This is a genomic window from Phyllobacterium sp. P30BS-XVII, assembly GCF_014138335.1.
Lineage (GTDB): Bacteria > Pseudomonadota > Alphaproteobacteria > Rhizobiales > Rhizobiaceae > Phyllobacterium > Phyllobacterium meliloti.
This window is the reverse complement of sequence record NZ_JACGXO010000002.1, coordinates 541,499-566,100: the sequence shown is the minus strand read 5'-3', so window position 1 is coordinate 566,100 and position 24,602 is coordinate 541,499. Positions and strand designations below refer to the sequence as shown.

Here is a 24,602-nt window from a genome sequence, read left to right as displayed (position 1 = left end):
CATATCAGAGAAATAAAACGCCAAACCGCAACAGATTCGCTTTCGAGACAAGAAGACCATGATAATCAAATGCCCCTATTGCGGACCGCGTGACGTCATCGAATTCACCTATCAGGCCGATGCAACGCGCCAACGCCCCGATCCGGCTTCGTCAGATCAGGCCGCATGGAGCGCCTATGTCTATGACCGCGCCAACCCCATGGGCTCGCACCGCGAATTCTGGCTGCACAGCGGTGGCTGCCGCCAGCATTTGATCGTCACCCGCGATATGGCAACCCACGTCATTTCATCCGTTGGCTTTGCGCGCGACGCAGTTGCATCGGTAAAAGGCGGTGAGCACCCATGACCGCTTCAAGACTTCCCAAGGGCGGACGTGTTGACCGCGCCAAAACCGTTCGCTTTACCTTTGATGGCAAGGCCTATAGCGGCCATCCCGGCGATGTGCTGGCTTCCGCCCTCCTTGCCAATGGCATCACGCTGTTTGGCCGTTCGTTCAAATATCACCGGCCGCGCGGCGTCTTTGCTGCCGGCAGCGACGAGCCCAATGCGCTTGTTACGGTTTTGTCAGGCGATGTGCGCGAACCCAATGTCCGCGCTACCGAGCTGGAAATCTATGATGGACTGGTGACGGAAAGCCAGAACCGTTTCCCATCGCTTGAGCATGATTTCATGGCCGTCAACCAGTTGGCCGGGCCGATATTTTCCGCAGGTTTCTACTACAAGACCTTCATGGGACCGGCGATAGGTCCGCTGCGCAGCACTAAAGTCTGGATGTTCTTTGAAAAATTCATCCGCCGCGCCGCCGGTCTTGGCAAGGCGGGCGTGACAGCAGACCCGGATCATTACGAACGCATGAATGCCTTCTGCGATGTGCTTGTCGTCGGCACCGGCCCCGCCGGGCTTCTGGCGGCAGAAGCTGCTGCGGAAACCGGCGCACAGGTGATTGTCGCCGAAGAGCGCCCTATGGCTGGTGGTTCGCTGCTCGCCTCGGTTGAACTGATTGATGGACGCAATGCTGCCGTCTGGGCGCGGGAAAAAGCGGCAGCGCTTGCTGCCCTTCCCAATGTCCGCTTTCTCACCCGCACCTCCGTCTGGGGTTATTATGATGGCAATGTCCTGACAGCCATCGAACACGTTTCCGACTTCAAGCCAAACCGCACCAAGGGGCAGGCACGTCAGCGCTACTGGATCATCCGCACCGGCAAGACCATTCTGGCGACGGGTGCATTTGAGCGGCCTATTGTTTTTCCCGGCAATGATTGTCCCGGCGTCATGCTGGCCGATGCTGTCAGGCGCTATGCCGTCGAATATGGCGTTGCGACAGGAAACAATGTGACGCTGTTTACCAACAATGACAGCGCCTATGAAGCGGCACGCGCCCTGTCACAGGCTGGCGTCAACATCGTTGCTATCGTTGATGTGCGCGCCGATGTTTCGGGTTCCTGCATTGAGATTGCCTCATCGGCGGGAGCGGAGCTTGTGCTCGGCCATGCGGTAACAGGCACCCATGCGGGTAAGACCCTGAGTTCGATCACTGTGCAGCATTTCAATGCGCAGACCGGTCATGTCTCGGGAACACCGCGGGAAATCAAGACCGATTGTCTGGGTGTTTCAGGCGGATGGTCTCCGGCTATCCATCTTGCCAGTCAGGCAGGTGGCAAGCCCGAGTGGGATGAAGACCTGCAAGCCTTCCTGCCACCCGAACCCAACCAGAACTGGGTCACTGCCGGATCAGCCGCTGGCTATATGGATACGGTCAGCGTGTTTTCCGATGGGGCCACCAAAGGCTCCTCGTCCAAGGCCAAGCCAAAACTACCCTCGGTCGATGCGCCGATGTTCGACGCTTCGCCCGCTGCCGTTTTCCAGATCGAACCGGCGGCCAAGTCGCAAAAAGCTTTCGTCGATTTTCAGCATGACGTTACCGCCGATGATATTCGCCTCGCCTATCGCGAAGGCTTCCATTCGGTGGAGCACCTGAAGCGCTACACTACACTTGGCATGGCAACGGATCAGGGCAAAACGTCGAATATTCCCGGCCTTGCCATCATGGCCGATGCGCGCGGCATTACTATTCCGGAAGCTGGAACAACGCGGTTTCGCCCGCCTTTCACCCCTGTTTCCTTCGGGGCAATTGCTGGCGAGCGCTATGGCGATCTGCGTCCGCACCGCCTGACACCCATGCATGACTGGCATCTGGCCAATAGTGCCAAGACCTATGAGGCCGGTCTTTGGCATCGCCCGATGATCTATGGCAGCCATGGCGAAACTGTTGAACAGGCCTATGTGCGGGAAGCCCGTGCCGTGCGCCAGAGTGTCGGCATTGTCGATGTTTCGACCCTCGGCAAGATCGACATTCAGGGCCCCGACGCGGGAATATTCCTTGACCGCGTTTATACCAACATGTTTTCCACCCTGCCCGTCGGCAAGGCGCGCTACGGCCTGATGCTGCGTGAAGACGGCATTGTCTATGATGACGGCACCACATGGCGCTTGAGCGAAACGCAGTTCCTGATGACGACAACCACGGCCAATGCCGGAAATGTCATGCAGCATCTGGAATTTTATCTCGATTGCGTCTGGCCTGACCTGCGCGTGCATCTCACTTCAGTGACCGATGTCTGGGCCGGTACGGCTGTGTCAGGCCCAAAAGCCCGCGCCGTTCTGGAAGCCTGTGTCACGGGGACCAGCGTCGACAATACAACTCTGCCTTTCATGGGCATTGTTTATGGTTCCATCGGCGATGTGCCCGTCATGATCTGCCGCCTCTCCTTCTCGGGCGAACTTGCCTATGAAGTCTATTGCGGCGCAGGGTTCGGTACACAGGTCTGGGAAGCGCTGCTGGAAGCGGGCAAGCCTTACGATATCATGCCTTACGGTCTGGAAGCGCTTGGTACGCTGCGCATCGAAAAGGGCCACGTTACCGGCGCCGAAATCGACGGGCGCACCACGGCCCATGATCTGCATCTCGACTGGATGCTATCAAAGAAAAAGCCCTACATCGGCTCTGGCATGAAGGATCGCGACGGTCTTGCCGATGAAAATCGCCTGTCGCTCGTCGGCCTGATCTCGCTCGACAACCAGTCGATCAATGGCGGCAGTCATATTGTCAGTGATGCCACCCCGCGCGAACCCGCCGACAGTTTCGGCCATGTCACCGCCGCCTGCTATTCACCGGCGCTCGGCAAATATATTGCACTGGCGCTCGTCAAGCACGGCACATCCATGATCGGCAACCGCGCCTATGCGACGGACCTATTGCGCGGCAAGCATGGCGCGGTCGAGATCGTCAGTCACCACATGTTTGATCCAGAGGGGAGCCGGATGCATGGCTGAACCACAATCTCCACTCGGCCACGCCTTTGTACCCGGTGATCACGGCAATTCTGCCGGTGGTGTCGGCATTGCGATAACGGAGCGGAAGAACCTGTCCATCGTTCAGGTTACTGCATGGCGCCAAACCATTCCCGCCGCCTTGACCGCCATCAGCAATGTGACGGGGCTCAGCGTCCCGGATAAACCCGGTGCCGGGCGCAGTGCTGGCGAGAAATCCGTGTTTGGTTTTGCCCCCGGACGTTATTTTGTCGTGGCGCAAGCCAGCGATCTGGAAGAGCGTTTGCGCAAGGCAATACCGCTTGAAACCGGAACAATCATCGATCTCACCCATGGCCGCATGGCTATTCGTGTCAAAGGTCCATGGTCCGAATGGGTTTTGTCAAAACTGTTTGCGATCGACTTTTCCGAACACGCTTTTCCTGCCGGTTTTGGCCGCGCGACGCTGCATCACGATATTCACACCAATATCCAGCGTATCGATGAGGAAACCTTTGACCTCTACGTGTTCCGCACCTTTGCCCGCTCGTTCTGGCAGACGCTGGGCCACGCGGCAGCCGAAGTGGGCTACCACGTCGAATAGTCAGATCAAGTGGTGAGCAAGCTCTTCGCGGGCTTTCCGGCCACGTAGACCTCGGCGATGGTCCTGTCGTCGCCCATGGTCTGCATCAGGAAAAGCTCTTCCACCAGCGTTTCCACCGTCTCCATGCGCAGCCGCATGGCCGGGGTTGAACGGGCATTGAGCACGATGCAATCGGCTTCCGCACCCGGCATGAACGAGCCGATGATCCCCTGCAGGGAGAGCGCGCGGGCATTGCCAAGCGTCGCCTGATAGAAGGAGCGCAGCGGATGATAGCGCTGGCCCTGAATGTTCAGGATCTTGTAGCCCTCATCCAGCGTGCGCAACATGGAATAGGACGTGCCGCCGCCAATATCCGTGGCGATTGCATGTCGCACTGGCGGGCTGGATGCTTCGAGCCGAGCCAGATTGAACAGGCCGCTGCCGATGAACAGGTTGGAGGTCGGGCAGAACACGGCCACCGAACCGCTATTGGCGATAGAGGCTATTTCCGCATCGGTCAGGTGAATGCAATGGCCAAGCAGCGTCTTGGGGCCAAGCAGGCCGTAGTGGTCATAAACTTCAGTATAATCCCGGCTCCACGGAAACAGCTCCGCCACGAAGGCAATCTCGGCGGTGTTTTCGCAAAGGTGGGTCTGCACATGCAGATCAGGATATTCGCGTACCAGCGCGCCGCTCATCTCCAGCTGCTCGGGGCTGGATGTCGGCGCAAAGCGCGGCGTGATCGCGTAGAGCTGACGACCCGTGCCGTGCCATTTGCCGATTAACTCCCTGCTGTCGTCATAGCCTGACTGCGGCGTATCCAGAAGCCCCGGAGGTGCATTGCGATCCATCATCACCTTACCGGCGACCATGCGCATATTGCGCCTGTTGGCTTCCGTGAAAAACGCTTCGACCGATGCTTTGTGAACAGTGCAATAGGCGGCAGCCGTGGTGGTGCCGTGCCGGATCAGTTCATCAAAAAACGCCGAGGCAATCCGTTCAGGATGTCCCTGATTGGAGAATTTCTGCTCTTCAACAAAGGTGTATCTGTTCAGCCATTCCATCAACTCGCCCGCATAGGACGCAACAACCTGCGTCTGCGGATAGTGTATATGCGTGTCGATGAACCCCGGCATGATCAGATGCGGGCGATGATCGATAACCTCGACATTCTGCCCTTCCCCGGCCCGCAGCCGCGAGAATTCATCCATCGCCCATATCTTGCCGTCGCGGATCAGCAGTCCGCCATCTTCAATATAGGTGAATGCATCGCGGCTCGCTTCGCCAGCCAAAGGCTCATCGTGAAACGTCAGCAGACGTCCGCGTAACAGAAGTTCAGTCATTGCGTCGATTTTCCCGATGCCGCAGCGCGATACCAGGAGACAATCTGGGCTCTTTCGGCATCTGTCATTTGAGTAAGGTTTCCCGGTGGCATGGCATGGCTGGCACCGGCGAAGAGATAGACCTGACTGGCGTGAGTCGCAATCATGGCGTCCGTATCAAGCCTGATACCTTTGGGCGGATGCGCGATCCCTTCCCATGAGGGTTCCGCCGCATGGCACATGGAGCAGCGCCCCATCACTGTATCGCGCACCTGTTGAAAGTTCTGCGCGGCGAGGAAAGGCGTGGCGGCATTTGATACCTTTTCCTCGCCTTTCAAAACCTGTGGCACTGTCGACAGCCAGATAATCACGATGAACAACACGACCGACGCAAGCCATGTCCAGTGCGGATTGCCCTTACCCGCATGTTTTGAATTGAAGTAATGGCGGATCAGTACACCCATTACAAAAATCAGCGCGGCGATAACCCAGTTGAATTCCGTCGACGTCGCCAAAGGATAATGGTTCGACAGCATCAGGAAAATGACGGGAAGCGTCAGATAATTATTGTGGGTCGAGCGCTGCTTGGCCTGTTTCCCGAGCTTCGGATCAGGCGTCTTGCCCGCAATCAGATCCGCCACAACCTTCTTCTGGTTGGGAATGATCAGCAGGAAAACATTGCCGGACATGATCGTCGCGGTGAATGCACCAAGATGCAGGAAAGCGGCACGCCCGGTGAAAAGATGCGTATAGCCCCACGCCATGAAAACGATGACCGCATAAAGGATGATCATCAGGGCGGTGTCATTTTTGGCCAGCGGCGACTTGCACAGGAGATCGTAAATCAGCCAGCCAAGGCTGATCGATGCCAGCGAAATCAGGATCGCAACGGGCGTCGACACATCAAGCACATTGCGATCAATGAGATAAAGGTCGGCACCGGCATAATAGACGATGCAGAGCATCGCAAAGCCGGACAGCCACGTCGCATAGGACTCCCATTTGAACCAGATCAGATGCTCCGGCATGTTGGGCGGCGCGACCGTATATTTCTGAATGTGGTAGAAACCACCGCCATGGACCTGCCATTCCTCGCCATTCACCCCCTGCGGCAATCCCTGATGACGCCGCAACCCCAGATCAAGCGCGATGAAATAGAAGGATGAGCCGATCCATGCGATTGCAGTGATCACATGCAACCAGCGGGCGGCAAAGCTGAGCCATTCCCAGAAAATAAGATAATCCATCAAGGCCTCATGCAAAGCGTCACAATGCGTGTGTTCGAGGCTTGATGCAAGGTGGGGAAGTGGTGAGTAGTCAGTTGGGAGTAGTGAGTAGTCCGTGGTTCGTGGTTCGTGGTTCGTGGTTCGTGGTTCGACAAGCTCACCATGAGGGAGAGTGTGGATGCAAGGCTAATCGCAAAGATTGTAGATTGTGAAGATTGCAGATCACAAAGATTGTTGAGGTTGCAACTTTAAGATTGCAGAACTTGGCTCCCTTTCATCACCACTCTCCCTCATGGTGAGCTTGTCGAACCACGAACCACGGACTACTCACTACTCACTACTCACTACTCACTACTCACTACTCCCCCACCTACTTGGAATCATGAAAAATAATCCCGAGCGTATTGCGTTTGCCGCTGCGGACCCGGCTGACCCCATGGCGCATGTTCACACGATAATAGCCGCGCGAGCCTTTGACCGGCCGCTGGCTGACGGGAAACACCACGCCGTCCCCCTGCTTCAACGGCACCACTTCGGCACGTGATTGCATGCGGGGCCGCTGCTCGGTCAGCACAAACTCGCCGCCACTGAAATCTGCTCCCGGTTCTTTCAATAGAAATGCCACCTGCAACGGGAATACATGCACACCGTAAATATCCTGATGCAGGCAGTTGTAGTCCCCGGCACCATATTCAAGCAGCAGAGGTGTTGGCCTGTCCTGACCGGCAGCATGGCAGCGCTCGATGAACGACTGATGCTCATCGGGATAGCGGATATCGATGCCCATATGCTCGTTCCAGCGGTTGGCAATGCCAGCCAGCGGCGGATAGAGCGCTTCACGCAAACCATGCACAATCTCAGGCAGCGGATAAGAAAAATACTTATATTCCCCCTGCCCGAAACCATGCCGGGCCATGACGATGCGCTTGCGGAAAATCGTGTCATCAGGATAGCTGCCTGCCAGCGTCTCGCACTCCTCCTGCGTCAACACACTCCGAAGGATCGTGCAGCCGGAAGCATCCATTTCCGCTTCTGCTGCATTCCAGTCGATATTGCGCAGTCCAGTCATCGCCGTTTCCTCGATCATTTTAGTTTCACTAACAGGAAAACCTTATCCGGCCAGAACAACCACCCGATTCCTGCGCTCAAACCATGAAAAGGCCGGGTTTTTCATCCAATTGGCCGCACACACGACGATTTTAAGTGACTCAGCTTGCCGGACTTCATAAATAGAGTCGCAACGAGGCTGGTTCGGCCGCGACAATGAGCTATTGGAAACGCATATGGGCTTTAGCAGAAATGGCAAATCAGGAAGGCGTGGGTCCGCTCCGCTGCTGATTTCTATTTTCTGGCTGATTGCGACGCTTGGCGCGGTCTATATCGCTGCTCCCGAAACGGATCTACGCAACAACCGTGCCAGTACGCCGGTCCGCGATGATGCACGTCTGGCCCATGAGAGTGATAATCGCTCGGGCCCCGTGCAAAATTCCATGCGCATTGCCGCACTGGAAGCTCTGCACCTGAAAATCAAAAGCGGTATGCGGGCAGGCACGGATTCCCACGACGGCCTAGTGCCTGGCGGGAACGAACTCGTCCTGATCAGCAGACAGTCCGCTTCTCCATTGGAAACAGGTTCAGGCCTTGTGCTTGAACAAATCAGCGTTTTCAGCGCGCGGGCACCTCCTCTCGCCCTTGCTTGAGACCATTCGTTGCTCTGCAACGGTCCCAACACAACACCATCGGCAAGCCGCCCGGAACAGATGTGATCATCTCTCGGCAGCAGGGCCGCAATTCATAACGGAACACTGACATGCGCACTTCGAAATGGGTTCTGGGAACCTATATTTTCATCATTATTGCGGGCATCATCCTCGCGCTGCCCAATATTTTCACCAAGGCACAGCTTGATTCCCTGCCGAATTGGCTGCCCAAGAAGCAGATCTCGCTTGGTCTCGATCTTCGCGGCGGCTCCTACCTCGTTCTCGAAGTTGATGCCGCAGCGCTGAAAAAAGACCGCATCCGCGCCATGCTGGATGATGCGCGCAACAAGCTGCGCACGGAGCGCATTCAGGCACAGTCAATCCGTATTGCCGGTGATTCCGTCATCGTCACCATTGCTGATCAGGCACAGCGCGACCGCGCCGTGACTGTTCTGAAGGAATTGACCGCGCAGGTTACACAGATTGGCTTCGCCGCTCCGGTCAGCGATATCGACATTACCACTGCCGACAATACAATCCGCCTGACACTGACGGAAGCCGGCATGAAGGACAGGCTCGATAACGCCCTGACCCAGAGCCTTGAAATCGTTCGCCGCCGCGTCGATCAGGTCGGCGTTGCCGAACCATCCATCCAGCGCGTCGGTTCAGACCGTATCGTCGTCCAGCTTCCGGGCCTTCAGGACCCGTCACAGCTGCGCGCTCTGCTCGGCAGTACGGCCAAGATGACATTCCACATGGTTGCCAACGGCAATTACGGCGACACACCGCCTCCCGGCATTTCCATCCTGCCCGATGCAAAGAACCCCGGACAGACCTATCCTGTTGAAGATCGCGTTGCGCTGAGCGGTGAACGTCTGACCGACGCCCGCGCTGCCTTCGATACGCAGACCAACCAGCCGATCATTTCATTCCGCTTTGATAATGTCGGCGCCCGTCAGTTTGCCGATATCACCAGCCAGAACGTCGGACGTCCCTTTGCCATCGTTCTCGACGGCAAGGTGCTGACCGCTCCGGTCATTCAGGTTCCAATCACCGGCGGCTCCGGTCAGATCACCGGTAACTTCACCGTTCAGGATACAGTTACCACCGCGGCCCTGCTGCGTGCCGGTGCCCTGCCCGCACCTTTGACGGTGATCGAAGAACGTACTGTCGGCCCTGATCTTGGCGGCGACGTCATCAAGATGGGTATTTTGACCGGTCTTATCGGTTTTGCCCTCGTCGTCGGCTTTATCTTCGTTCTTTACGGAACATGGGGCTTCATCGCCAATCTGGCTCTGGCGCTTAACGTCATCCTGACATTCGGTGTTCTCACCCTTATCGGCGCGACGCTTACCCTACCCGGTATCGCCGCGATCATTCTCGGCATCGGTTTTGCCGTTGATGCGAACATTCTCATCAATGAGCGTATCCGGGAAGAAGCCCGCAAAGGCATCGGCGCCATGGCTGCCGTGGATCGTGGTTTCAAACACGCCTACGCAACCATCGTTGACGCGAACGTTACCCACATGATTTCCACCCTGCTGCTGTTCCTGTTCGGCTCAGGCCCGATCCGCGGTTTTGCCGTGACCATGCTTATCGGCACGCTCATTTCAATGTTTACCGCCGTTACGGTCGTGCGCATCGTCATGACGGCCATCGTCCGCCGCCGCAAGATGAAGACGATCAGCATCGAACATGTGGTCAAGCTCGTTCCGGAGACCACGAATATCTCCTTCATGAATGCGCGTTTCTTTGGTATCGGCGTGTCGATCTTCCTGTCGATTGCCTCGATTATCCTGTTTATTCATCCGGGCCTCAATTACGGCATCGACTTCAAGGGCGGCATTCAGGTAGCGATCGCAACCTCGAAGCCAACAGATCTGGCTACCATGCGCAGTTCGCTTGAAGAGCTGGGTCTCGGTGAGGTCGTGCTTCAGCAGGCTGGCAGCGACAGTCAGGTACTGATTCGCGTTCAGCGTCAGGATGGCGGCGAGGAAGCCCAGACCATTGCTGTGACCAAGGTCAAGGCAGCGGTCGAAAAGCTCGATCCCGGTGTGAAGATCGAAAGCTCGGAAGTCGTTGGACCAAAGGTCAGTCAGGAACTGGCACGGTCGGGCGTTCTGGCTGTTATTCTCGCCAGCATCGCCATGCTGCTCTATATCTGGTGGCGGTTTGAGTGGCACTTTGCCCTTGGTGCGATTGCCACGCTGATCCTTGATACGACGAAGACCGTAGGCTTCTTCGCGCTGATGGGACTGGACTTCAACCTCACAGCCATTGCCGCACTTTTGACGATGATCGGTTACTCCGTGAACGATAAGGTCGTGGTTTATGACCGTATGCGTGAGAATTTGCGCATTCACAAGAAGATGCCACTGCGCCAGATCATCGACATGAGTATCAACCAGACACTGGCGCGCTGTATCTACACCTCCGCCACCATCTTCCTTGCCATGCTCCCCATGGCAATCTGGGGTGGTAAGGCAGTGGAAAACTTCGCGCTTCCCATGCTGTTCGGCGTGATCATCGCCACCAGTTCCTCGATCTTCATTGCAGCACCCATCCTGCTGCTGCTGGGAACCTGGTGGGAAAAGAACCACACCCATCGCATTGGTTCGAGCGAAACACCTGCTGTTAAGAGCTGATCAGACATTCGTCTAAGCTCTCCAAGCTAAATATCTGCGGCGTATGGAAAAAATTGCATTTCCTGCGCCGCAGAATGACAAAAGTTGTTTGCAAGACATCATGTGTACGCAATAGTGAGGCAGTCATAGAGCAATTATTGTTTTTGCGTAGCCGTTCTGCCGAACCCCGGGGGATTTGACCCGAATGTACGGGCGGAACGCCTAAGTAAAAACAAAACCTGCTCTGGCTGTTCACAGTTTGATTTGATTATTTTCAACATATCCAAGGGGGAGACACCGACATATGCCTCATGAAACGCCGCTGATTGCGACAATCGTAGTGGGCCTTGTTCTGGCCTTCATATTCGGTGCGATTGCCAACCGTCTGCGCGTTCCTCCCCTTGTCGGTTATCTGCTTGCCGGTGTGCTTGCCGGTGCTCACACACCCGGTTTTGTTGCCGATCAGGAACTGGCTGCAGAACTTGCCGAAATCGGCGTCATCCTGCTGATGTTCGGTGTCGGGCTGCATTTCTCCCTGAAGGATCTGCTGTCCGTCCGCGCCATCGCCATTCCCGGCGCTATCGTCCAGATCATAGTCGCCACATTGCTCGGTGCGGGTCTTGCCTGGATACTCGGCTGGAGCATGCAGGCTGGCTTCGTCTTTGGCCTTGCCCTCTCCGTTGCCAGTACGGTTGTGCTGCTTCGCGCCATGCAGGAACGCCGCCTGATCGAGACGGAGCGTGGTCGCATCGCTGTTGGCTGGTTGATCGTTGAAGACCTTGCCATGGTTCTGGCACTGGTGTTGCTCCCGGCCATAGCCGGTGTCGTCAATGGCAAAAACCCATCGGCTGAAGTTGTCCACGCAGCCAGCGATCCGATTGCCAACTATTTCAACCTTGGCATTGGCGGCATCATTGCCCTGACCCTCGGCAAGGTTGCTGCCTTCGTTGCTCTCATGCTTATCGTTGGCCGCCGCGTCATTCCGTGGACGCTCCACGCCATTGCACATACCGGATCGCGCGAACTGTTCAGGCTTGCGGTGCTTGCCATTGCGCTCGGCGTGGCCTTCGGTGCCTCAAAGCTCTTCGGCGTATCGCTGGCACTTGGCGCTTTCTTCGCCGGTATGATCATGAGCGAATCCGAACTCAGCCACCGCGCAGCGGAGGAATCCCTGCCACTGCGTGACGCTTTCGCTGTTCTGTTCTTCGTTTCCGTCGGCATGTTGTTCGACCCGATGACAATCATCAATGATCCCCTGCCCCTTCTGGCAACACTGGCGATCATCGTGGTCGGCAAGTCGCTGGCGGCATTCTTCATTGTTCTGGCGTTTGGCTATCCGACCGGAACGGCGCTGATCATTTCAGCAAGCCTCGCGCAGATCGGCGAATTCTCGTTCATTCTGGCGGAGCTGGGGGTCGGCCTTGGCATGCTGCCGGAGGAAGGGCGCGATCTCATTCTTGGCGGTGCTATCTTGTCGATCCTGCTGAATCCCCTCGTCTTTGCCGGGGTGGGATATCTCAAACCATGGCTGGAAAAACGCTATGCACCGGTGCAGGAAGCCGATCCGGAAGTCACTGTTATTGAAGAACCTGATGTCGAGGAGCTTCACCAGACGGCCCTGACAGACCATGCAGTCCTGATCGGTTATGGCCGTGTCGGCAGCCTCGTCGGCGATGCCCTCAAAGAAGCGGGCAAGTCGTTCCTCGTGATCGAAGACGCAGACAAGACGGTCGCGAAACTACGCGATGATGAAGTGGAAACCATTGTCGGTAACGCAGCCAATGGCGATGTTCTGGCCGCTGCCAATCTGGCACAGGCCCGGCAACTGATCATTGCCATTCCCAATGCGTTTGAAGCGGGACAGATCGTCGTCAAGGCACGCGCTGCCAATCCATCCATCAGCATTCTGGCACGGGCGCATTCCGATGCGGAGGTGCAACATTTGCAGGATCTTGGTGCAGATGCAGTGATCATGGGTGAACGCGAGATCGCCCGTGGTATAGTCGCGCATATTCTCGATCTGGACAAACCTGTGCCGGAGGAACCGTTACCGGCATAACGATAAGAAAATGGGGGTAGCGGCGTATAGATATGCGCCAGAGGGTCAATAAGCTCGAAAAGAGCGCTCAGTGAGAATGGCAAGGCAGGAATAAGCATGAAGTTGAAGGATTATGTATGGCCGGTAATCGGACTGGCCGCAGTCGGTGTATCCGCATGGCTCCTTTACCGGGAGTTGCGCAGCATATCGCTGGATGACGTAATCCACAGCCTCTATGCCATTCCGGCCCATCGCTGGATTCTGGCCGCGCTTAGTTCGCTCGTCGCCTATGCCGCACTCGCAGGTTATGATCGCATCGCCCTTCTGCATCTGCGCCGCAAGATTTCATGGCTGTTCATCACGCTTTGCTCATTCACCACCTATGCCCTCTCGCACAATATCGGTGCATCGATGATATCAGGCGCTGTGGTGCGCTATCGTGCCTATTCTTCGCAAGGCTTGAGCACGGCGGAAATCGCGCTCCTTATCGCCTTCTGTTCGTTCACCTTCATGCTCGGCACAATAACACTGAGCGCAGTCGTGCTTCTGATCGAGCCGGAAATTCTGCAGCGCTTCAACGATGAAACGCCGCTTTACGTGAGTTACCTTCTGGGGTTTGGTGCCCTGGCGTTTGTGTTGCTCTATGTCTTCGGCAGCTGGTTGCAATTGCGCCCCTTGCGTATCCGCAAATTCACGCTTGAATATCCAAGACTGTCCGTCGTTGCCCAGCAGCTGATTGTTGGACCGGTGGAACTGATCGGTGCTGCCGCCATCATTTATTTCACCTTGCCGGAAGCGGGTAATCCGGGCTTCCTGATCATTCTCGGGATTTTCCTCATCTCTTTCTCTGCGGCGCTGATCTCCCATGCACCGGGCGGACTTGGTGTGCTGGAACTGGTGTTTTTGACTGGCCTTCCCGATATGAATCAGGCTGATGTGCTGGCCGCCCTCATCATCTTCCGCCTGTTCTATCTGCTTATTCCCTTTGCCCTGTCATTGCTTGTGGTCCTCTTCTTCGAACGTTCGCAATTGCTGTTGCGCTGGTACAAGAAAGACACCGAAAGCTGAGATAGAAGGACGTGCTTTAACCGGACGTATCATTGTGTGAAGCAATGCGTTGGCGGTAAGCAAGAAGAACGACAGCGAGTGTAACGGTCAGATAACCGCTGAGAAGATAAGGCGCAGGGACACCCGCAACCCCTGCCAGAACAGCCCCGAGCGGCGGTGCTGCTGTTATCCCGATCGCGCTCACCGCTTCGCCAACCGCCGTAACGCGGCCGAGCGATTCTGGCGGTGTTTCTTTCTGAAGAACGGTTCGGTAGGGAACAAAGAGGCACGCGCTCGTAACCCCAATAACGAACTGCAGCAAACAGAAGATCATGGGTGACATCACCAGATCTCCACGGCCCACATGCCCCGTGACCGCAATAAGCAAGCCACAGCCGATACCACCTGTCGCCATCAGCCTTAGCGGATCGCGTCGTGCTCCGAACTGGCCAAGCAGAAGTGCGCCAAGCACACCGCCTGCACCCGTGGCGGCCACCGAAATACCAAGCATTGCGTCGGAATAGCCGGTCTGTTTTATCAGAAGAGAGATCAGCCCGTCATAGAGGAATATCAGGAAGAAGCCGATGCCCATCGTGACGATTGCAGTGAGGAGCAACGGGCGTCTTCTTATGAGAACCAGCCCATCCACAAATTCACGACGGAAGCCTCTGCTCCCGGTCGCCTCGCGGGCATGACGCAAACCGGATGGCAGTCCCAACAGTATAAGCGCGGCGATGAGCGAGAGGCTCGCATTGGCGAGGAAGATTTGCTGTGGATTGAGAAGAACCACCAGACCCCCTCCCAAAGCGGGACCAGCTACTTTTGTCACCTGATTGATGGTATGACTAAGACTGTTGGCGGCCATTAACCCATTGGGCGGACTGAGCAGCGGTATTGTGGCCTGTTTTGCTGGTGTGAACACGGCATCGACACCTGATTTGGCTATGACCAGTAAAAGCAAAATTGGCAGGTTCGGTGCTATGGCAAAAGCCGCCGTTGCAACGGCTCGAAGGAAATTACTGGCAATCAATAATGTACGTTGGTCGCTGCGATCAACAAGCACGCCGATCAGAGGTGCAAGGACGACATAGGGCAAGGCGAGCGCCAACGTCAGACTGGCCAATGCGGCTGGGCCGAGATTCCAATGAAACGTCAACAGCGCCGCCAGTGCAACAAAGTCGAGCCAATCAGCAAGATCAGCGGGCACCTGGGCAATGAAAAGTCGGCGCAATCGTGGAACCGCGAGGGGAGACAGCGCAGTCGGCAGGGAGAAAAAGCGCATTGTTCACCGCACCTCGACTGCTATCATTTTCCGGAAGGTATTTGTTTTAGCTGCTACCCACAAGAAACCCTTGCGCGAAACCCTTACCAGTGACCGGGCGCGATTTCACGGTTTCGGATTTTTGCATTGGATTTATTTTCCATTCCTCGCACTCTTTAGTGCCCTATTCCTTCAATGAATGGGCTTCGGCACCTATTTTCAGGCGGTGACTTCAACATTTCCTCCCGAAACTGGAAGGATGAGCGCCTGATGACAACATTGATCATTCCGGGATATCTCGGTTCCGAAAAAGGCCATTGGCAGCGCGAATGGCTGGCCGATGACGATGCTGCCCGCCTTGTCGAGCAGGACGACTGGGAGAACCCGGTCCTGTCGCAATGGCTGCATGTGCTTGAAGCCAGAATTTCCGAAACGCCGGGCGCTATCCTCGTTGCCCATAGTCTTGGCTGCGTTCTTGTGGCGCATCTGGCCAGCCGCCCCTCCGCCGCCCACGTGGCTGGCGCCGTTCTGGTGGCGCCTGCTGATGCGGAGCGCATGGCGGTGCAGGACCAGAAATTCCGCAGCTTTGCGCCGCTGCCGCGCCATGCTTTCAGTTTTCCATCGATTGTCGCCGCCAGCCGTGACGACCCCTATATGTCGTTCAACAAGGCACAGGCACTGGCGGAAATCTGGGGCTCCGGTTTTGTCGACATGCGCAATGCCGGGCACATCAATATCGCCAGCGGTTTTGGTGCATGGCCGGAAGGTTACATTCTGGCGGATTCCATGCGGCGGCAGAACGAAACTTTTCGCACAAAACGCGCCGCTTAACCCGCCTGTTTGCGTTCCAGAAAATATTTCAGGATCAGCGTGATCACCGCAATCAAAGCCAGGGTCGATGCGGCAGCAAAGGCCCCGGTGACGTTATAATCATTGAACAACAGTTCGATTTGCAATGGCAGCGTGTTGGTCTGGCCGCGAATGGCACCGGATACGACTGACACAGCGCCAAATTCGCCCATGACGCGCGCATTGCACAAAACAGCGCCGTAAAGCAGCGCCCAGCGGATATTTGGCAGTGTCACGTAGAAGAAGGTCTGCAATCCGGTTGCGCCAAGGGTGATCGCCGCTTCCTCATCTTCGCTGCCCTGCGCCTGCATCAGCGGAATGAGTTCGCGCGCCACAAATGGGCTGGTGACGAACAGGCTGACAAGAAAGATTGCCGGGACCGTAAACATGATCTTGATGTTATAGCTCTCAAGCAATGGCCCAAGCAGGCCCTGACTGCCATAGAGAAAGAGATAGGTCACACCGGCGACAATCGGCGAGACTGAAAACGGTATCTCGATAAAGGTGATCAACAGCCCGCGACCCGGAAAGCGGAAGCGTGTCACAAGCCATGCAACACAGATACCGAAAATCATGTTGATGGGCACAACCACGATAGCTGTCAGCACCGTCAGCCAGATGGCGTGCAGTGTGGCAGGCTGGGTGATCTGCGAGAAATATACCGCTACCCCTTCCCGGAATGCATAGGAGAAGATCACCGCAATCGGCACGCCGATGAACAGTGCCGACAGCGCCATGGCAGTCAGGATCAGCAGCCAATGGGATGCCCGCGCCGGAGGCTGGCCATGCCGCCGGGATGACTGCCGCTTCGCAGTGGTGGCAAGGTCAGCTGCGGTCTGCATAGCGAAGCTGCCGGGCTTGAATGGAATTGGTGACGAAAAGCATGAGGAACGCCATGACCAGCATGACCGTGGCAATCGCCGCGGCTGCCGGGTAGTCATATTCATCAAGCCGGATGAACACGAGCAAGGACATCACCTCGGTTTCGAAAGGCAGATTGCCGGAGATGAAAACAATGGCGCCGAATTCGCCAAGGCTGCGGGCAAAGGACAGGCTGCATCCGGCGATGAAGGCCGGGAATATGGCTGGCCATATCACCCGGCTGAATATCTGCCAGTTCGTCGCCCCCAGTGAGCGCGCTGCTTCCTCCACATCCACAGCCACATCTTCCAGCACCGGTTGTACCGTGCGGATAACAAAGGGAATGCTGGTGAACATCATCGCAATGGCAATGCCAAGCGGCGCATAGGCAACCTTGATGCCCATAGGCTCCAGAAACCGGCCAAACCAGCCATTGGCAGAAAACACGGTGACAAGGGCAAGGCCAGCAACAGCCGTTGGCAAGGCAAAGGGCAGATCAACCACGGCATCGAGCAGCCGGCGGCCGGGAAATTCGTAGCGCACCAGCACCCAGGCAAGCAGCATGCCGAACAGCGCGTTGAACAGCGTCGCCAGCGCCGCCGCTCCGATAGTGATCCGGTAAGTCGCCACCGCCCGTTCAGACGAAATGATTGTCCAGAAATCCGACCAGCCGAGATTAACAGATTTGTACAGCATCGCCAGCAAGGGCAGAGCCACGATGATGGTGAAATACAAAAGGGTGACGCCGAGGGTCAGGCTGAACCCCGGCAATATTCCGCGCTGGCTGGATTTCGAAAACAACGACATAGCAGGGTTCTAGAGCCTGTTGCGGTGAAAGCAAGCAAGGGTTGAAAAGAATGCGGCGCAGCTTGGAAGCCACGCCGCCTTTTGATCTATCAATCGCCGATCAGCGCTTGGTGAAAACCTTGTCCAGAATCCCGCCTTCGGCAAAGTGCTCCTTGGACAGCTTATCCCAGCCGCCGAATACATCTTCCACTTTAAGCAACCGCGTCTCAGGAAACTGCGCCGCATATTTGGCTTTGACCGTTTCGTCATTCACGCGGTTATAATTCTGGGCAAGAATATCCTGCCCCTCAGGCGTGTACAGGAATTTCAGATAGGTTTCGGCAATCGCCCGCGATCCACGCTTATCGACCACCTTGTCAACGACGGTAACAGGAAATTCGGCAAGAAGGCTGACCGGCGGTACAACCGCTTCATATTTGTCTTCACCCAATTGCTTGCGTGTGCCCAGCACCTCCGCTTCGAAGGTGATCAGCACATCGCCAATGCCACGCTCGGCAAAGGTGGTTGTCGCGGCGCGCCCGCCCGTGTCAAACACCGGCACATTGGCGAAGAGCTTTTTGACGAACTCCTGCGCCTTGGCCTGATCCTTGTTGTTGACTTCAAGTGCATAGGCATAGGCGGCCAGATAGGTATAGCGCGCATTGCCAGATGTTTTCGGATTGGGGAAAATCACCTTCACATCATCGCGAATGAGATCATCCCAGTTCTTGATGTGTTTTGGATTTCCGGCGCGCACGAGGAAAGCCGGCAGGGAATAATAAGGCGAAGAGTTGTTGGGCAGGCGGGACTGCCAGTCCGCGGGAATGAAATTGCCCTTGTCATGCAGAACCTGAACGTCAGTGACCTGATTAAAGGTCACAACATCGGCTTCCAGCCCTTCGAGAATGGACCGCGCCTGCTTGGACGAGCCCGCATGTGACTGGTTGACAGTGATGTCCTTGCCCGCCTCCTTCTTGTAGGCGGCGGTGAATGCCTTGTTGACCTGCTCGTAAAGCTCGCGCGAAATATCGTAAGAAACATTGAGAATTTCCGTTGGCTCCGCAGCTTTCACGGGCCCAAGACCCAGTGCCAGAGCAACTGTGGCATAGACGAACAGTCTTTTCATTGCATTCTCCCAAGCGAACGGCACGGAACGCGCCATCAATATTGACCCAGCCCAATCCGACCCAACGATTCCATAGGAGAACGGATATTTTTTCTTAGGATGCCGTCAAATTTCCGGGAGAGGAAGAATTGAAGTTCCAACAATGATGAGCTTGTTAAAATGTTATTCCAAGAAATACGTAAGTTGAAATATTTTCCCTGAGTATCAGGGTTGATTGCGCAATTGATTTCTACCCCCGCTATAGTTGCGAGGGCGCGTTCCGGTGGAAAAGCGGCTTACCAGAAGCCGCGATGCTGCCAGCACCAGAGGAAATCTTCTTCGGTCCAATTGCGATGACGCTTGGCCGAGGCCTCCTGGCTGTCCCGCTTCTTGGGATCACCTGCATCGGAATCGAGTGTTTCGGCGACGAATACCTCGCGCCACAGGCGTTCAGCCCGATTAAAGATGCCGGATACTTCACTGTACATTGCGACCTCCTGAAACAATTTGGTTGCAGAGTGCAGCTGCCCTCAAGGGTCAACCGATACTCAATGATGACCGGTTGAAAAAATTTGTCAACAATCACTACCTGTTTAATCGTGTATTGATTTTAACGCTTTCGAAACTTCTTGAGCGCTCAATCCTTAATGAAGTATTATTTTTCAGAGCCTTACCGGCCACTTTTAAGACATTTGGCTGCCATGAAAAAACTCCATTTTTTAACATTTTTACACTAGAAAATGTCACGCGAGGGACTATGACTGCGTCTTATAAGATGATCAGGCAACAATAATGATTTCGCAGAAAGCCAAATATGCGCTCAGGGCGCTTGTCGTTCTCGCGAGAGCCGATGCCGAAAAGGCTCTGTTCATTTCCGATATTGCGGAAGAACAGAATATTCCGAAAAAATTCCTTGAACAGATCCTGCTCGACCTGAAGCATCAGGGCATTGTCATGAGCCGCCGCGGCAAGATGGGTGGCTATCTGCTGCTCAAGCAGGCGCAGGATATTACCTTCGGCGAAGTGCTGCGCCTGATCGATGGCCCGATTGCTCCATTGCCTTGCCTCAGCAAGATTGCCTATCGCCGCTGTGAAGACTGCGACAGCGAAGACAATTGCGAAATCCGCCATGTTTTCAGCGAAGTTGCCAATGTCACGCGCGGCGTGCTCGATAAAACCACGATTGCCGATTGCCTCGCCTATGGCGGTGATCGCGGTCTGGCTATGCTCGATAGCTAGGTTTCTCTGTGGCGAAATATCGTTTGGTTTTTGTGGTTCGTGTCCCCATCCCCGTCATCCTCGGGCTTGACCCGAGGATGACCAAGAGGGGTGATGAAAGAGAGTTAAGTTCTGCAACCTTTGTGATCTGCAACGTTGACGATTATCGTTGCATCACCTCTCTCCCTCATGGTGAGCTTGTCGAACCACGAACCACGAACCACTCATCAAGCACCACCACACCTCAAAGGACAGCTATGACCGCCAATGATCCGGATACTCTGGCATTTTACGCTGATGAGGCAGTGCGTTATGCCAACCAGACGCAGGCGCGGTCATTTGAGCATCTGGATACATACCTTGCGCTGCTCTCACCCGGTGCCTCCATTCTCGAACTTGGCTGTGGCGGCGGCGATGATACCGCCCATATGCTCGAGCGCGGATTTAACGTTGCCCCAACAGACGGCTCACCTGAGATCGCTGCGGAAGCGCAGAAGCGGCTGCGTATTCCGGTCAGCGTTTTGCAATTTCAGGATATCATTGCCCAGAATGCCTATGATGGCGTCTGGGCCAGCGCCTGCCTGCTGCATGTACCACGAACAGCCCTCCCTGATATTATCAGCCATGTTCACCGGGCGCTAAGACCCGATGGCCAGTTCTTTGCAAGCTTCAAATCGGGCACGACGGAAGGGCGCGACAGGTTCGGCCGTTATTTCAATTACCCCTCACCCGAATGGCTGCATGATGCCTATCAGGCGGATCGCTGGCAGACCATCGACATCAAAACTGTGATGGGCAGCGGCTATGACAAGGAGCCAACCGAATGGCTTTATGTCACAGCAGCTAAGTAAACACCGCTCTGCCGATCACAGGGGTTGATGGCACTGCCACATCGCGCGGCTCCAGCATGCCCGCATGAAATGCCATGTGGCCAGCGTCCACTGCCTTGGCAAAAGCGGCAGCCATGGCAACTGGATCTCCAGCCTTCGCGACCGCCGTGTTGAGCAAAATGGCATCAAAGCCAAGTTCCATCACGGTTGCCGCATGGGAGGGCCTGCCGAGCCCCGCATCCACAATCATCGGAACCTCAGGAAAATGCCCGCGCAAAGCCCGCAGGGCGTGAAGATTGAGCGGCCCCAGCGCCGATCCAATCGGCGCGCACCACGGCATGAGCACCTCACATCCGGCTTCGAGCAGACGCTCGGCCACAACAAGATCATCGGTCATATAGGGAAAGACTTTGAATCCGTCTTCGGTGAGGATACGTGCCGCTTCGACCAGCGCAAACACATCCGGCTGCAGCGTATCGTGGTTGCCGATGACCTCCAGCTTGATCCAGTCCGTTGCAAAAATATCTCGGGCCATCTGCGCCGTCAGCACCGCTTCCTTGACCGTATGACACCCCGCCGTATTGGGCAGAACGTGAACGCCGAGCGACTGGATCAACGACCAGAACTTGTCTCCGGATTTTCCGCCCGCCATTTCGCGCCGCAGGGAAACCGTGACAATCCGGGTTTCCGACGCTTGCACCGCATCCATAAGGATCGCTGGCGAAGGGTACTGCGCAGTGCCGAGCAAAAGCCGGGAGGAAAGCTCGGTGCCATAAAGTTTTAGCATGGCTCAACCTCCCTGCCGGGGCGTCAGGATTTCCACCTTGTCGCCTTCATTCAAGGTAAAGGTCGAACGCGCCGCAGCCCGCACCAACTCGCCGTTGAGCGCGGTTGCCAGCCAGTCGCCCTCATAGTCAAGCTCGCCAAGCAGATCGCCCAGCGTTCGGGAAGTAACCTCCAGCGGTTCTCCATTGATGATAAGTCTCATGATCAAGCTGCCTTCTCATACTTAAAAACCATCGCTGCCGCCTGTATTGCCATGGCGGGTGCGAGCAGAAACCCATGCCGGTAAAGTCCATTAATGCTGACCACTTTGCCCTCCCGCTCTACACGCGGAAAATTATCCGCATAGGCGGGCCTGACCCCAACACCGGTCTCAAGGATTGCCGCCTCGCCTAAAGCCGGGTGCAGGCTATAGGCGGCATTGAGCAATTCCATCATCGAGCGGGCGGTGATCGGCCCCGCCGCGTCGCTTTCGATCATCGTCGCTCCGACCATGAAGATATGGTCGGCACGCGGCACGATATAAACGGGGAATCGCGGATGGATCAGTCTCACAGGCCGGGCCAGCGAGACATCGCGCGTTTGCAGGACAAGCATTTCACCGCGCACCCCGCGCAGATCAGGTTTGGTTGCGCAATAGCCTGTGCAATCAACGATGACATCAAAGGCGCCATCCGCTTCGCCACTCACGAACCGGACGCCGGAGACGGCCAGCTTTTCCGCCAGCATGGTCAAGGCGCGGCGCGGGTCGAGATGGGCTTCTTCCTTGAAAAACAATCCCCGGCGAAACCGGCCCTCAAGATCGGGCTCCAGATGGGCCAGTTCCTGCGCGTCCACATGGGCAAAACCGGATGTGCGCGAACCAAACCGGTCGAGTTCCCGGATATCCCGTGCGGGCGCTAAAACCAATGTGCCATTGCGCATAACGCTTCCGGGCAAAGCTGCCTCCCACCAGGCGGCGGCTTTCAGCCCAAGTTCAAGCACCTGTTCATCGGCACTTTCGCGCTCGCAATAGGGTGCAAGCATCCCGCCCGCATACCACGATGCGGTGGATGACTTGTCCCGGCGCGGGTCAAGGACTGTTATGTCCCCGCCCCGTGCCAACAGTTCATGGGCGGCGGTGAGTCCGGCGACCCCCGACCCTTTGACGAGAATACGCATCAGAACTCATCACCTGATACCGGTATGGGAACGGCCACCGATTTCAATGGCATATAGAGATCGCCGCCCTGCTTGAATTTCTCGGCCATCGCAGACATGCCCTCCTTCTGCGCCTCGGCGCGGATATCATGGGAAATCCGCATCGAGCAGAATTTCGGCCCGCACATGGAACAGAAATGCGCGACCTTATGCGCCTCCTTCGGCAGTGTTTCATCGTGGAAAAGCCGCGCCGTTTCCGGGTCGAGCGACAGGTTGAACTGATCCTCCCAGCGGAATTCGAAGCGCGCGCGCGACAGTGCATCGTCGCGCAGCTGTGCCGCCGGGTGCCCCTTGGCGAGATCCGCCGCATGGGCGGCGATCTTGTAGGTGATCACCCCGATTTTCACATCATCGCGGTTCGGCAGGCCAAGATGTTCCTTTGGTGTCACATAGCAAAGCATGGCCGTGCCGAACCAGCCGATCATCGCCGCACCGATGCCCGAGGTAATGTGATCATAGCCCGGTGCGATATCCGTCGTGAGCGGTCCGAGCGTATAGAATGGCGCTTCACCGCAGACCGCCAACTGCTTGTCCATGTTGGCCTTGATCTTGTGCATCGGCACATGGCCGGGGCCTTCAATCATCACCTGACAACCCTTGGCCCAGGCAATCTGCGTCAGTTCACCCAGCGTTTCCAGTTCGGCAAATTGTGCCGCATCATTGGCGTCGGCAATTGAGCCGGGACGCAGGCCATCGCCAAGTGAAAAGCTGACATCATAGGCGCGGCAGATATCGCAAATCTCGGCAAAGTGCTCGTAGAGAAAACTCTCGCGATGATGATGCAAGCACCATTTGGCCATGATCGAACCGCCACGCGAGACAATGCCGGTCACACGATCAACGGTGAGCGGTATGTAATGCAACCTAACACCCGCATGGATGGTAAAATAGTCGACGCCCTGCTCCGCCTGCTCGATCAGCGTATCGCGGTAAACTTCCCATGTCAGGTCTTCGGCAATGCCGCCAACCTTTTCCAATGCCTGATACAGCGGCACAGTCCCGATCGGCACCGGCGCATTGCGGATGATCCATTCGCGGATGTTGTGGATGTTGCGCCCGGTGGAGAGGTCCATCACCGTATCGGCGCCCCAGCGGATCGCCCAGACCATCTTTTCCACTTCTTCTGCCATGGAGGATGTCACGGCAGAATTGCCGATATTGGCATTGATCTTGACCAGAAAATTACGGCCGATGATCATCGGTTCAAGCTCGGGATGGTTGATATTGGCCGGGATGATCGCCCTGCCCCGCGCAATCTCCTCGCGAACAAATTCCGGCGTCACATGATCCGGCACCGAAGCCCCGAAGGAATTGCCATCCCGTTCCAGCTTGGTACGCGCAGCATCACGGCCGAGATTTTCGCGGATCGCCACATATTCCATCTCGGGTGTGATGATACCGGCGCGGGCATAGGCAAGCTGCGTGACGGCTTTATCACCCTTCGCCCGCAATGGCTGATTGCGAACCGGAAATTCCGGTGTCAGCCGCTCGCCGGTGACAAAACCATTGTCCTCAAGCTTGATATGGCGGCCTTCATAGGCAACGAGGTCTTCATGATTGGCCAGCCAGTGTTCACGAATGCGCGGCAGGCCCTTGGCAATATCGATGGTTGCATTGGCATCCGTATAGGGCCCGGATGAATCATACACCGTAACAGGCGGTTCACCCGCCGTCGGGTGAACGGATATCTGGCGCAATGGCACGCGCAGATCAGGATAGGCATGGCCCGGTTTATATATTTTGATCGATGCCGGCAGCGGTCCTGCCGAAACGGTTGGGGTAATTGCGGTCATCATCAGGCTCCTAAGCGGTTAAGCGTAAAAACCCAGTTCTGTGCCGGAAGGATGAAAAGAGATTGCG

The 24,602-nt window shown here is 56.2% G+C and carries 22 protein-coding genes; 10 read left to right on the top strand and 12 right to left on the bottom strand.

The window, feature by feature from the left end:
• Nucleotides 1-58 precede the first annotated feature (58 nt).
• Genes FHW17_RS08635 through FHW17_RS08625 form a run of 3 tightly spaced genes read left to right on the top strand, consistent with a single transcriptional unit; the run spans nucleotide 59 to nucleotide 3,913 of the window.
• Nucleotides 59-346, top strand: coding sequence for a sarcosine oxidase subunit delta (locus tag FHW17_RS08635; RefSeq protein ID WP_182509611.1), 288 nt, complete (start codon nucleotides 59-61; stop codon nucleotides 344-346).
• Nucleotides 343-3,333, top strand: a complete 2,991-nt coding sequence (locus FHW17_RS08630; protein ID WP_182509610.1) for a sarcosine oxidase subunit alpha family protein — start codon at nucleotides 343-345, stop codon at nucleotides 3,331-3,333. Before FHW17_RS08635 ends, FHW17_RS08630 begins: the two co-directional genes overlap by 4 nt.
• The gene (locus tag FHW17_RS08625; RefSeq protein ID WP_182509609.1) at nucleotides 3,326-3,913 is read left to right on the top strand and encodes a sarcosine oxidase subunit gamma family protein; all 588 of its coding nucleotides are present in this window, start codon (nucleotides 3,326-3,328) and stop codon (nucleotides 3,911-3,913) included. Before FHW17_RS08630 ends, FHW17_RS08625 begins: the two co-directional genes overlap by 8 nt.
• 5 nt (nucleotides 3,914-3,918) lie before the next feature.
• On the opposite strand, the gene guaD is transcribed toward FHW17_RS08625, so the two are convergent.
• From guaD to FHW17_RS08610, 3 genes are all read right to left on the bottom strand, one after another.
• A complete protein-coding gene (gene guaD, locus FHW17_RS08620) occupies nucleotides 3,919-5,235 on the bottom strand; it encodes a guanine deaminase (protein WP_182509608.1) in 1,317 nt (438 codons plus the stop codon).
• Nucleotides 5,232-6,464, bottom strand: coding sequence for a urate hydroxylase PuuD (locus tag FHW17_RS08615; protein ID WP_182509607.1), 1,233 nt, complete (start codon nucleotides 6,462-6,464; stop codon nucleotides 5,232-5,234). Before FHW17_RS08615 ends, guaD begins: the two co-directional genes overlap by 4 nt.
• A 346-nt stretch (nucleotides 6,465-6,810) precedes the next feature.
• Complete coding sequence (locus FHW17_RS08610; RefSeq protein WP_246706762.1) at nucleotides 6,811-7,509, bottom strand: 2OG-Fe(II) oxygenase; 699 nt, start codon at nucleotides 7,507-7,509, stop codon at nucleotides 6,811-6,813.
• A 214-nt stretch (nucleotides 7,510-7,723) separates the two neighbouring features.
• Here FHW17_RS08610 and FHW17_RS08605 point away from each other — a divergent pair, with 214 nt between their 5' ends.
• The 4 genes from FHW17_RS08605 to FHW17_RS08590 all read left to right on the top strand — a co-directional run bounded on the left by FHW17_RS08605 (nucleotide 7,724) and on the right by FHW17_RS08590 (nucleotide 13,870).
• Complete coding sequence (locus tag FHW17_RS08605) at nucleotides 7,724-8,140, top strand: hypothetical protein (protein WP_182509605.1); 417 nt, start codon at nucleotides 7,724-7,726, stop codon at nucleotides 8,138-8,140.
• 110 nt (nucleotides 8,141-8,250) lie between these two features.
• Nucleotides 8,251-10,785: a protein translocase subunit SecD gene (gene secD / locus FHW17_RS08600; protein WP_112527482.1), complete on the top strand. Its 2,535-nt coding sequence runs from the start codon at nucleotides 8,251-8,253 to the stop codon at nucleotides 10,783-10,785.
• Nucleotides 10,786-11,068: 283 nt separating this feature from the next.
• Entirely contained in the window at nucleotides 11,069-12,823 is a 1,755-nt protein-coding gene (gene ybaL, locus FHW17_RS08595) for a YbaL family putative K(+) efflux transporter (protein WP_182509604.1), read from the top strand.
• A 96-nt stretch (nucleotides 12,824-12,919) separates the two neighbouring features.
• Nucleotides 12,920-13,870 carry a lysylphosphatidylglycerol synthase domain-containing protein gene (locus FHW17_RS08590; protein ID WP_112527486.1) on the top strand — a complete coding sequence of 317 codons (951 nt, stop codon included), beginning with the start codon at nucleotides 12,920-12,922 and terminating at the stop codon, nucleotides 13,868-13,870.
• 16 nt (nucleotides 13,871-13,886) lie between these two features.
• Here FHW17_RS08590 and FHW17_RS08585 read toward each other — a convergent pair whose 3' ends face one another.
• Entirely contained in the window at nucleotides 13,887-15,131 is a 1,245-nt protein-coding gene (locus FHW17_RS08585) for an MFS transporter (RefSeq protein WP_182509603.1), read from the bottom strand.
• Nucleotides 15,132-15,377: 246 nt separating this feature from the next.
• Here FHW17_RS08585 and FHW17_RS08580 point away from each other — a divergent pair, with 246 nt between their 5' ends.
• Nucleotides 15,378-15,941 carry an alpha/beta hydrolase gene (locus tag FHW17_RS08580; RefSeq protein WP_113097439.1) on the top strand — a complete coding sequence of 188 codons (564 nt, stop codon included), beginning with the start codon at nucleotides 15,378-15,380 and terminating at the stop codon, nucleotides 15,939-15,941.
• On the opposite strand, the gene cysW is transcribed toward FHW17_RS08580, so the two are convergent.
• From cysW to FHW17_RS08560, 4 genes are all read right to left on the bottom strand, one after another.
• Nucleotides 15,938-16,801 carry a sulfate ABC transporter permease subunit CysW gene (cysW, locus tag FHW17_RS08575; RefSeq protein ID WP_182509602.1) on the bottom strand — a complete coding sequence of 288 codons (864 nt, stop codon included), beginning with the start codon at nucleotides 16,799-16,801 and terminating at the stop codon, nucleotides 15,938-15,940. The genes FHW17_RS08580 and cysW overlap by 4 nt on opposite strands.
• Nucleotides 16,785-17,627 (bottom strand): sulfate ABC transporter permease subunit CysT, encoded by an 843-nt coding sequence (gene cysT / locus FHW17_RS08570; RefSeq protein WP_112527490.1) that lies wholly within the window; start codon nucleotides 17,625-17,627, stop codon nucleotides 16,785-16,787. The genes cysW and cysT overlap by 17 nt, the downstream gene beginning before the upstream one ends.
• Before the next feature lie 100 nt (nucleotides 17,628-17,727).
• A complete protein-coding gene (locus FHW17_RS08565; RefSeq protein WP_112527492.1) occupies nucleotides 17,728-18,732 on the bottom strand; it encodes a sulfate ABC transporter substrate-binding protein in 1,005 nt (334 codons plus the stop codon).
• Nucleotides 18,733-19,007: 275 nt separating this feature from the next.
• On the bottom strand, nucleotides 19,008-19,199 hold the full coding sequence (locus FHW17_RS08560) for a hypothetical protein (RefSeq protein ID WP_182509682.1): 192 nt from the start codon (nucleotides 19,197-19,199) through the stop codon (nucleotides 19,008-19,010).
• A gap of 304 nt (nucleotides 19,200-19,503) precedes the next feature.
• On the opposite strand from FHW17_RS08560, the gene FHW17_RS08555 reads away from it, so the two are divergent.
• Together FHW17_RS08555 and FHW17_RS08550 are read left to right on the top strand one after the other, a co-directional pair.
• Complete coding sequence (locus FHW17_RS08555; RefSeq protein ID WP_113097400.1) at nucleotides 19,504-19,950, top strand: Rrf2 family transcriptional regulator; 447 nt, start codon at nucleotides 19,504-19,506, stop codon at nucleotides 19,948-19,950.
• A gap of 236 nt (nucleotides 19,951-20,186) precedes the next feature.
• Entirely contained in the window at nucleotides 20,187-20,780 is a 594-nt protein-coding gene (locus FHW17_RS08550) for a class I SAM-dependent methyltransferase (RefSeq protein ID WP_113097401.1), read from the top strand.
• Here FHW17_RS08550 and FHW17_RS08545 read toward each other — a convergent pair.
• Genes FHW17_RS08545 through thiC form a run of 4 tightly spaced genes read right to left on the bottom strand, consistent with a single transcriptional unit; the run spans nucleotide 20,773 to nucleotide 24,535 of the window.
• The gene (locus FHW17_RS08545; protein WP_182509601.1) at nucleotides 20,773-21,546 is read right to left on the bottom strand and encodes a thiazole synthase; all 774 of its coding nucleotides are present in this window, start codon (nucleotides 21,544-21,546) and stop codon (nucleotides 20,773-20,775) included. The two genes, FHW17_RS08550 and FHW17_RS08545, sit on opposite strands and share 8 nt — an antisense overlap.
• Before the next feature lie 3 nt (nucleotides 21,547-21,549).
• Nucleotides 21,550-21,747 (bottom strand): sulfur carrier protein ThiS, encoded by a 198-nt coding sequence (gene thiS / locus FHW17_RS08540; RefSeq protein WP_091877770.1) that lies wholly within the window; start codon nucleotides 21,745-21,747, stop codon nucleotides 21,550-21,552.
• A gap of 2 nt (nucleotides 21,748-21,749) precedes the next feature.
• Nucleotides 21,750-22,703: a glycine oxidase ThiO gene (gene thiO, locus FHW17_RS08535; RefSeq protein WP_182509600.1), complete on the bottom strand. Its 954-nt coding sequence runs from the start codon at nucleotides 22,701-22,703 to the stop codon at nucleotides 21,750-21,752.
• Entirely contained in the window at nucleotides 22,703-24,535 is a 1,833-nt protein-coding gene (thiC, locus tag FHW17_RS08530) for a phosphomethylpyrimidine synthase ThiC (RefSeq protein WP_182509673.1), read from the bottom strand. Before thiC ends, thiO begins: the two co-directional genes overlap by 1 nt.
• Nucleotides 24,536-24,602 lie beyond the last annotated feature (67 nt).

Bases quoted from the DNA above. Each gene is read 5' to 3' on its own strand.
- FHW17_RS08635 (WP_182509611.1), top strand. From the start codon at position 59: ATGATAATCAAATGCCCCTATTGCGGACCGCGTGACGTCATCGAATTC.
- FHW17_RS08630 (WP_182509610.1), top strand. From the start codon at position 343: ATGACCGCTTCAAGACTTCCCAAGGGCGGACGTGTTGACCGCGCCAAA.
- FHW17_RS08625 (WP_182509609.1), top strand. From the start codon at position 3,326: ATGGCTGAACCACAATCTCCACTCGGCCACGCCTTTGTACCCGGTGAT.
- guaD (WP_182509608.1), bottom strand. From the start codon at position 5,235: ATGACTGAACTTCTGTTACGCGGACGTCTGCTGACGTTTCACGATGAG.
- FHW17_RS08610 (WP_246706762.1), bottom strand. From the start codon at position 7,509: ATGACTGGACTGCGCAATATCGACTGGAATGCAGCAGAAGCGGAAATG.
- FHW17_RS08605 (WP_182509605.1), top strand. From the start codon at position 7,724: ATGGGCTTTAGCAGAAATGGCAAATCAGGAAGGCGTGGGTCCGCTCCG.
- secD (WP_112527482.1), top strand. From the start codon at position 8,251: ATGCGCACTTCGAAATGGGTTCTGGGAACCTATATTTTCATCATTATT.
- ybaL (WP_182509604.1), top strand. From the start codon at position 11,069: ATGCCTCATGAAACGCCGCTGATTGCGACAATCGTAGTGGGCCTTGTT.
- FHW17_RS08590 (WP_112527486.1), top strand. From the start codon at position 12,920: ATGAAGTTGAAGGATTATGTATGGCCGGTAATCGGACTGGCCGCAGTC.
- FHW17_RS08585 (WP_182509603.1), bottom strand. From the start codon at position 15,131: ATGCGCTTTTTCTCCCTGCCGACTGCGCTGTCTCCCCTCGCGGTTCCA.
- cysW (WP_182509602.1), bottom strand. From the start codon at position 16,801: ATGCAGACCGCAGCTGACCTTGCCACCACTGCGAAGCGGCAGTCATCC.
- cysT (WP_112527490.1), bottom strand. From the start codon at position 17,627: ATGTCGTTGTTTTCGAAATCCAGCCAGCGCGGAATATTGCCGGGGTTC.
- FHW17_RS08565 (WP_112527492.1), bottom strand. From the start codon at position 18,732: ATGAAAAGACTGTTCGTCTATGCCACAGTTGCTCTGGCACTGGGTCTT.
- FHW17_RS08560 (WP_182509682.1), bottom strand. From the start codon at position 19,199: ATGTACAGTGAAGTATCCGGCATCTTTAATCGGGCTGAACGCCTGTGG.
- FHW17_RS08555 (WP_113097400.1), top strand. From the start codon at position 19,504: ATGATTTCGCAGAAAGCCAAATATGCGCTCAGGGCGCTTGTCGTTCTC.
- FHW17_RS08550 (WP_113097401.1), top strand. From the start codon at position 20,187: ATGACCGCCAATGATCCGGATACTCTGGCATTTTACGCTGATGAGGCA.
- FHW17_RS08545 (WP_182509601.1), bottom strand. From the start codon at position 21,546: ATGCTAAAACTTTATGGCACCGAGCTTTCCTCCCGGCTTTTGCTCGGC.
- thiS (WP_091877770.1), bottom strand. From the start codon at position 21,747: ATGAGACTTATCATCAATGGAGAACCGCTGGAGGTTACTTCCCGAACG.
- thiO (WP_182509600.1), bottom strand. From the start codon at position 22,703: ATGCGTATTCTCGTCAAAGGGTCGGGGGTCGCCGGACTCACCGCCGCC.
- thiC (WP_182509673.1), bottom strand. From the start codon at position 24,535: ATGACCGCAATTACCCCAACCGTTTCGGCAGGACCGCTGCCGGCATCG.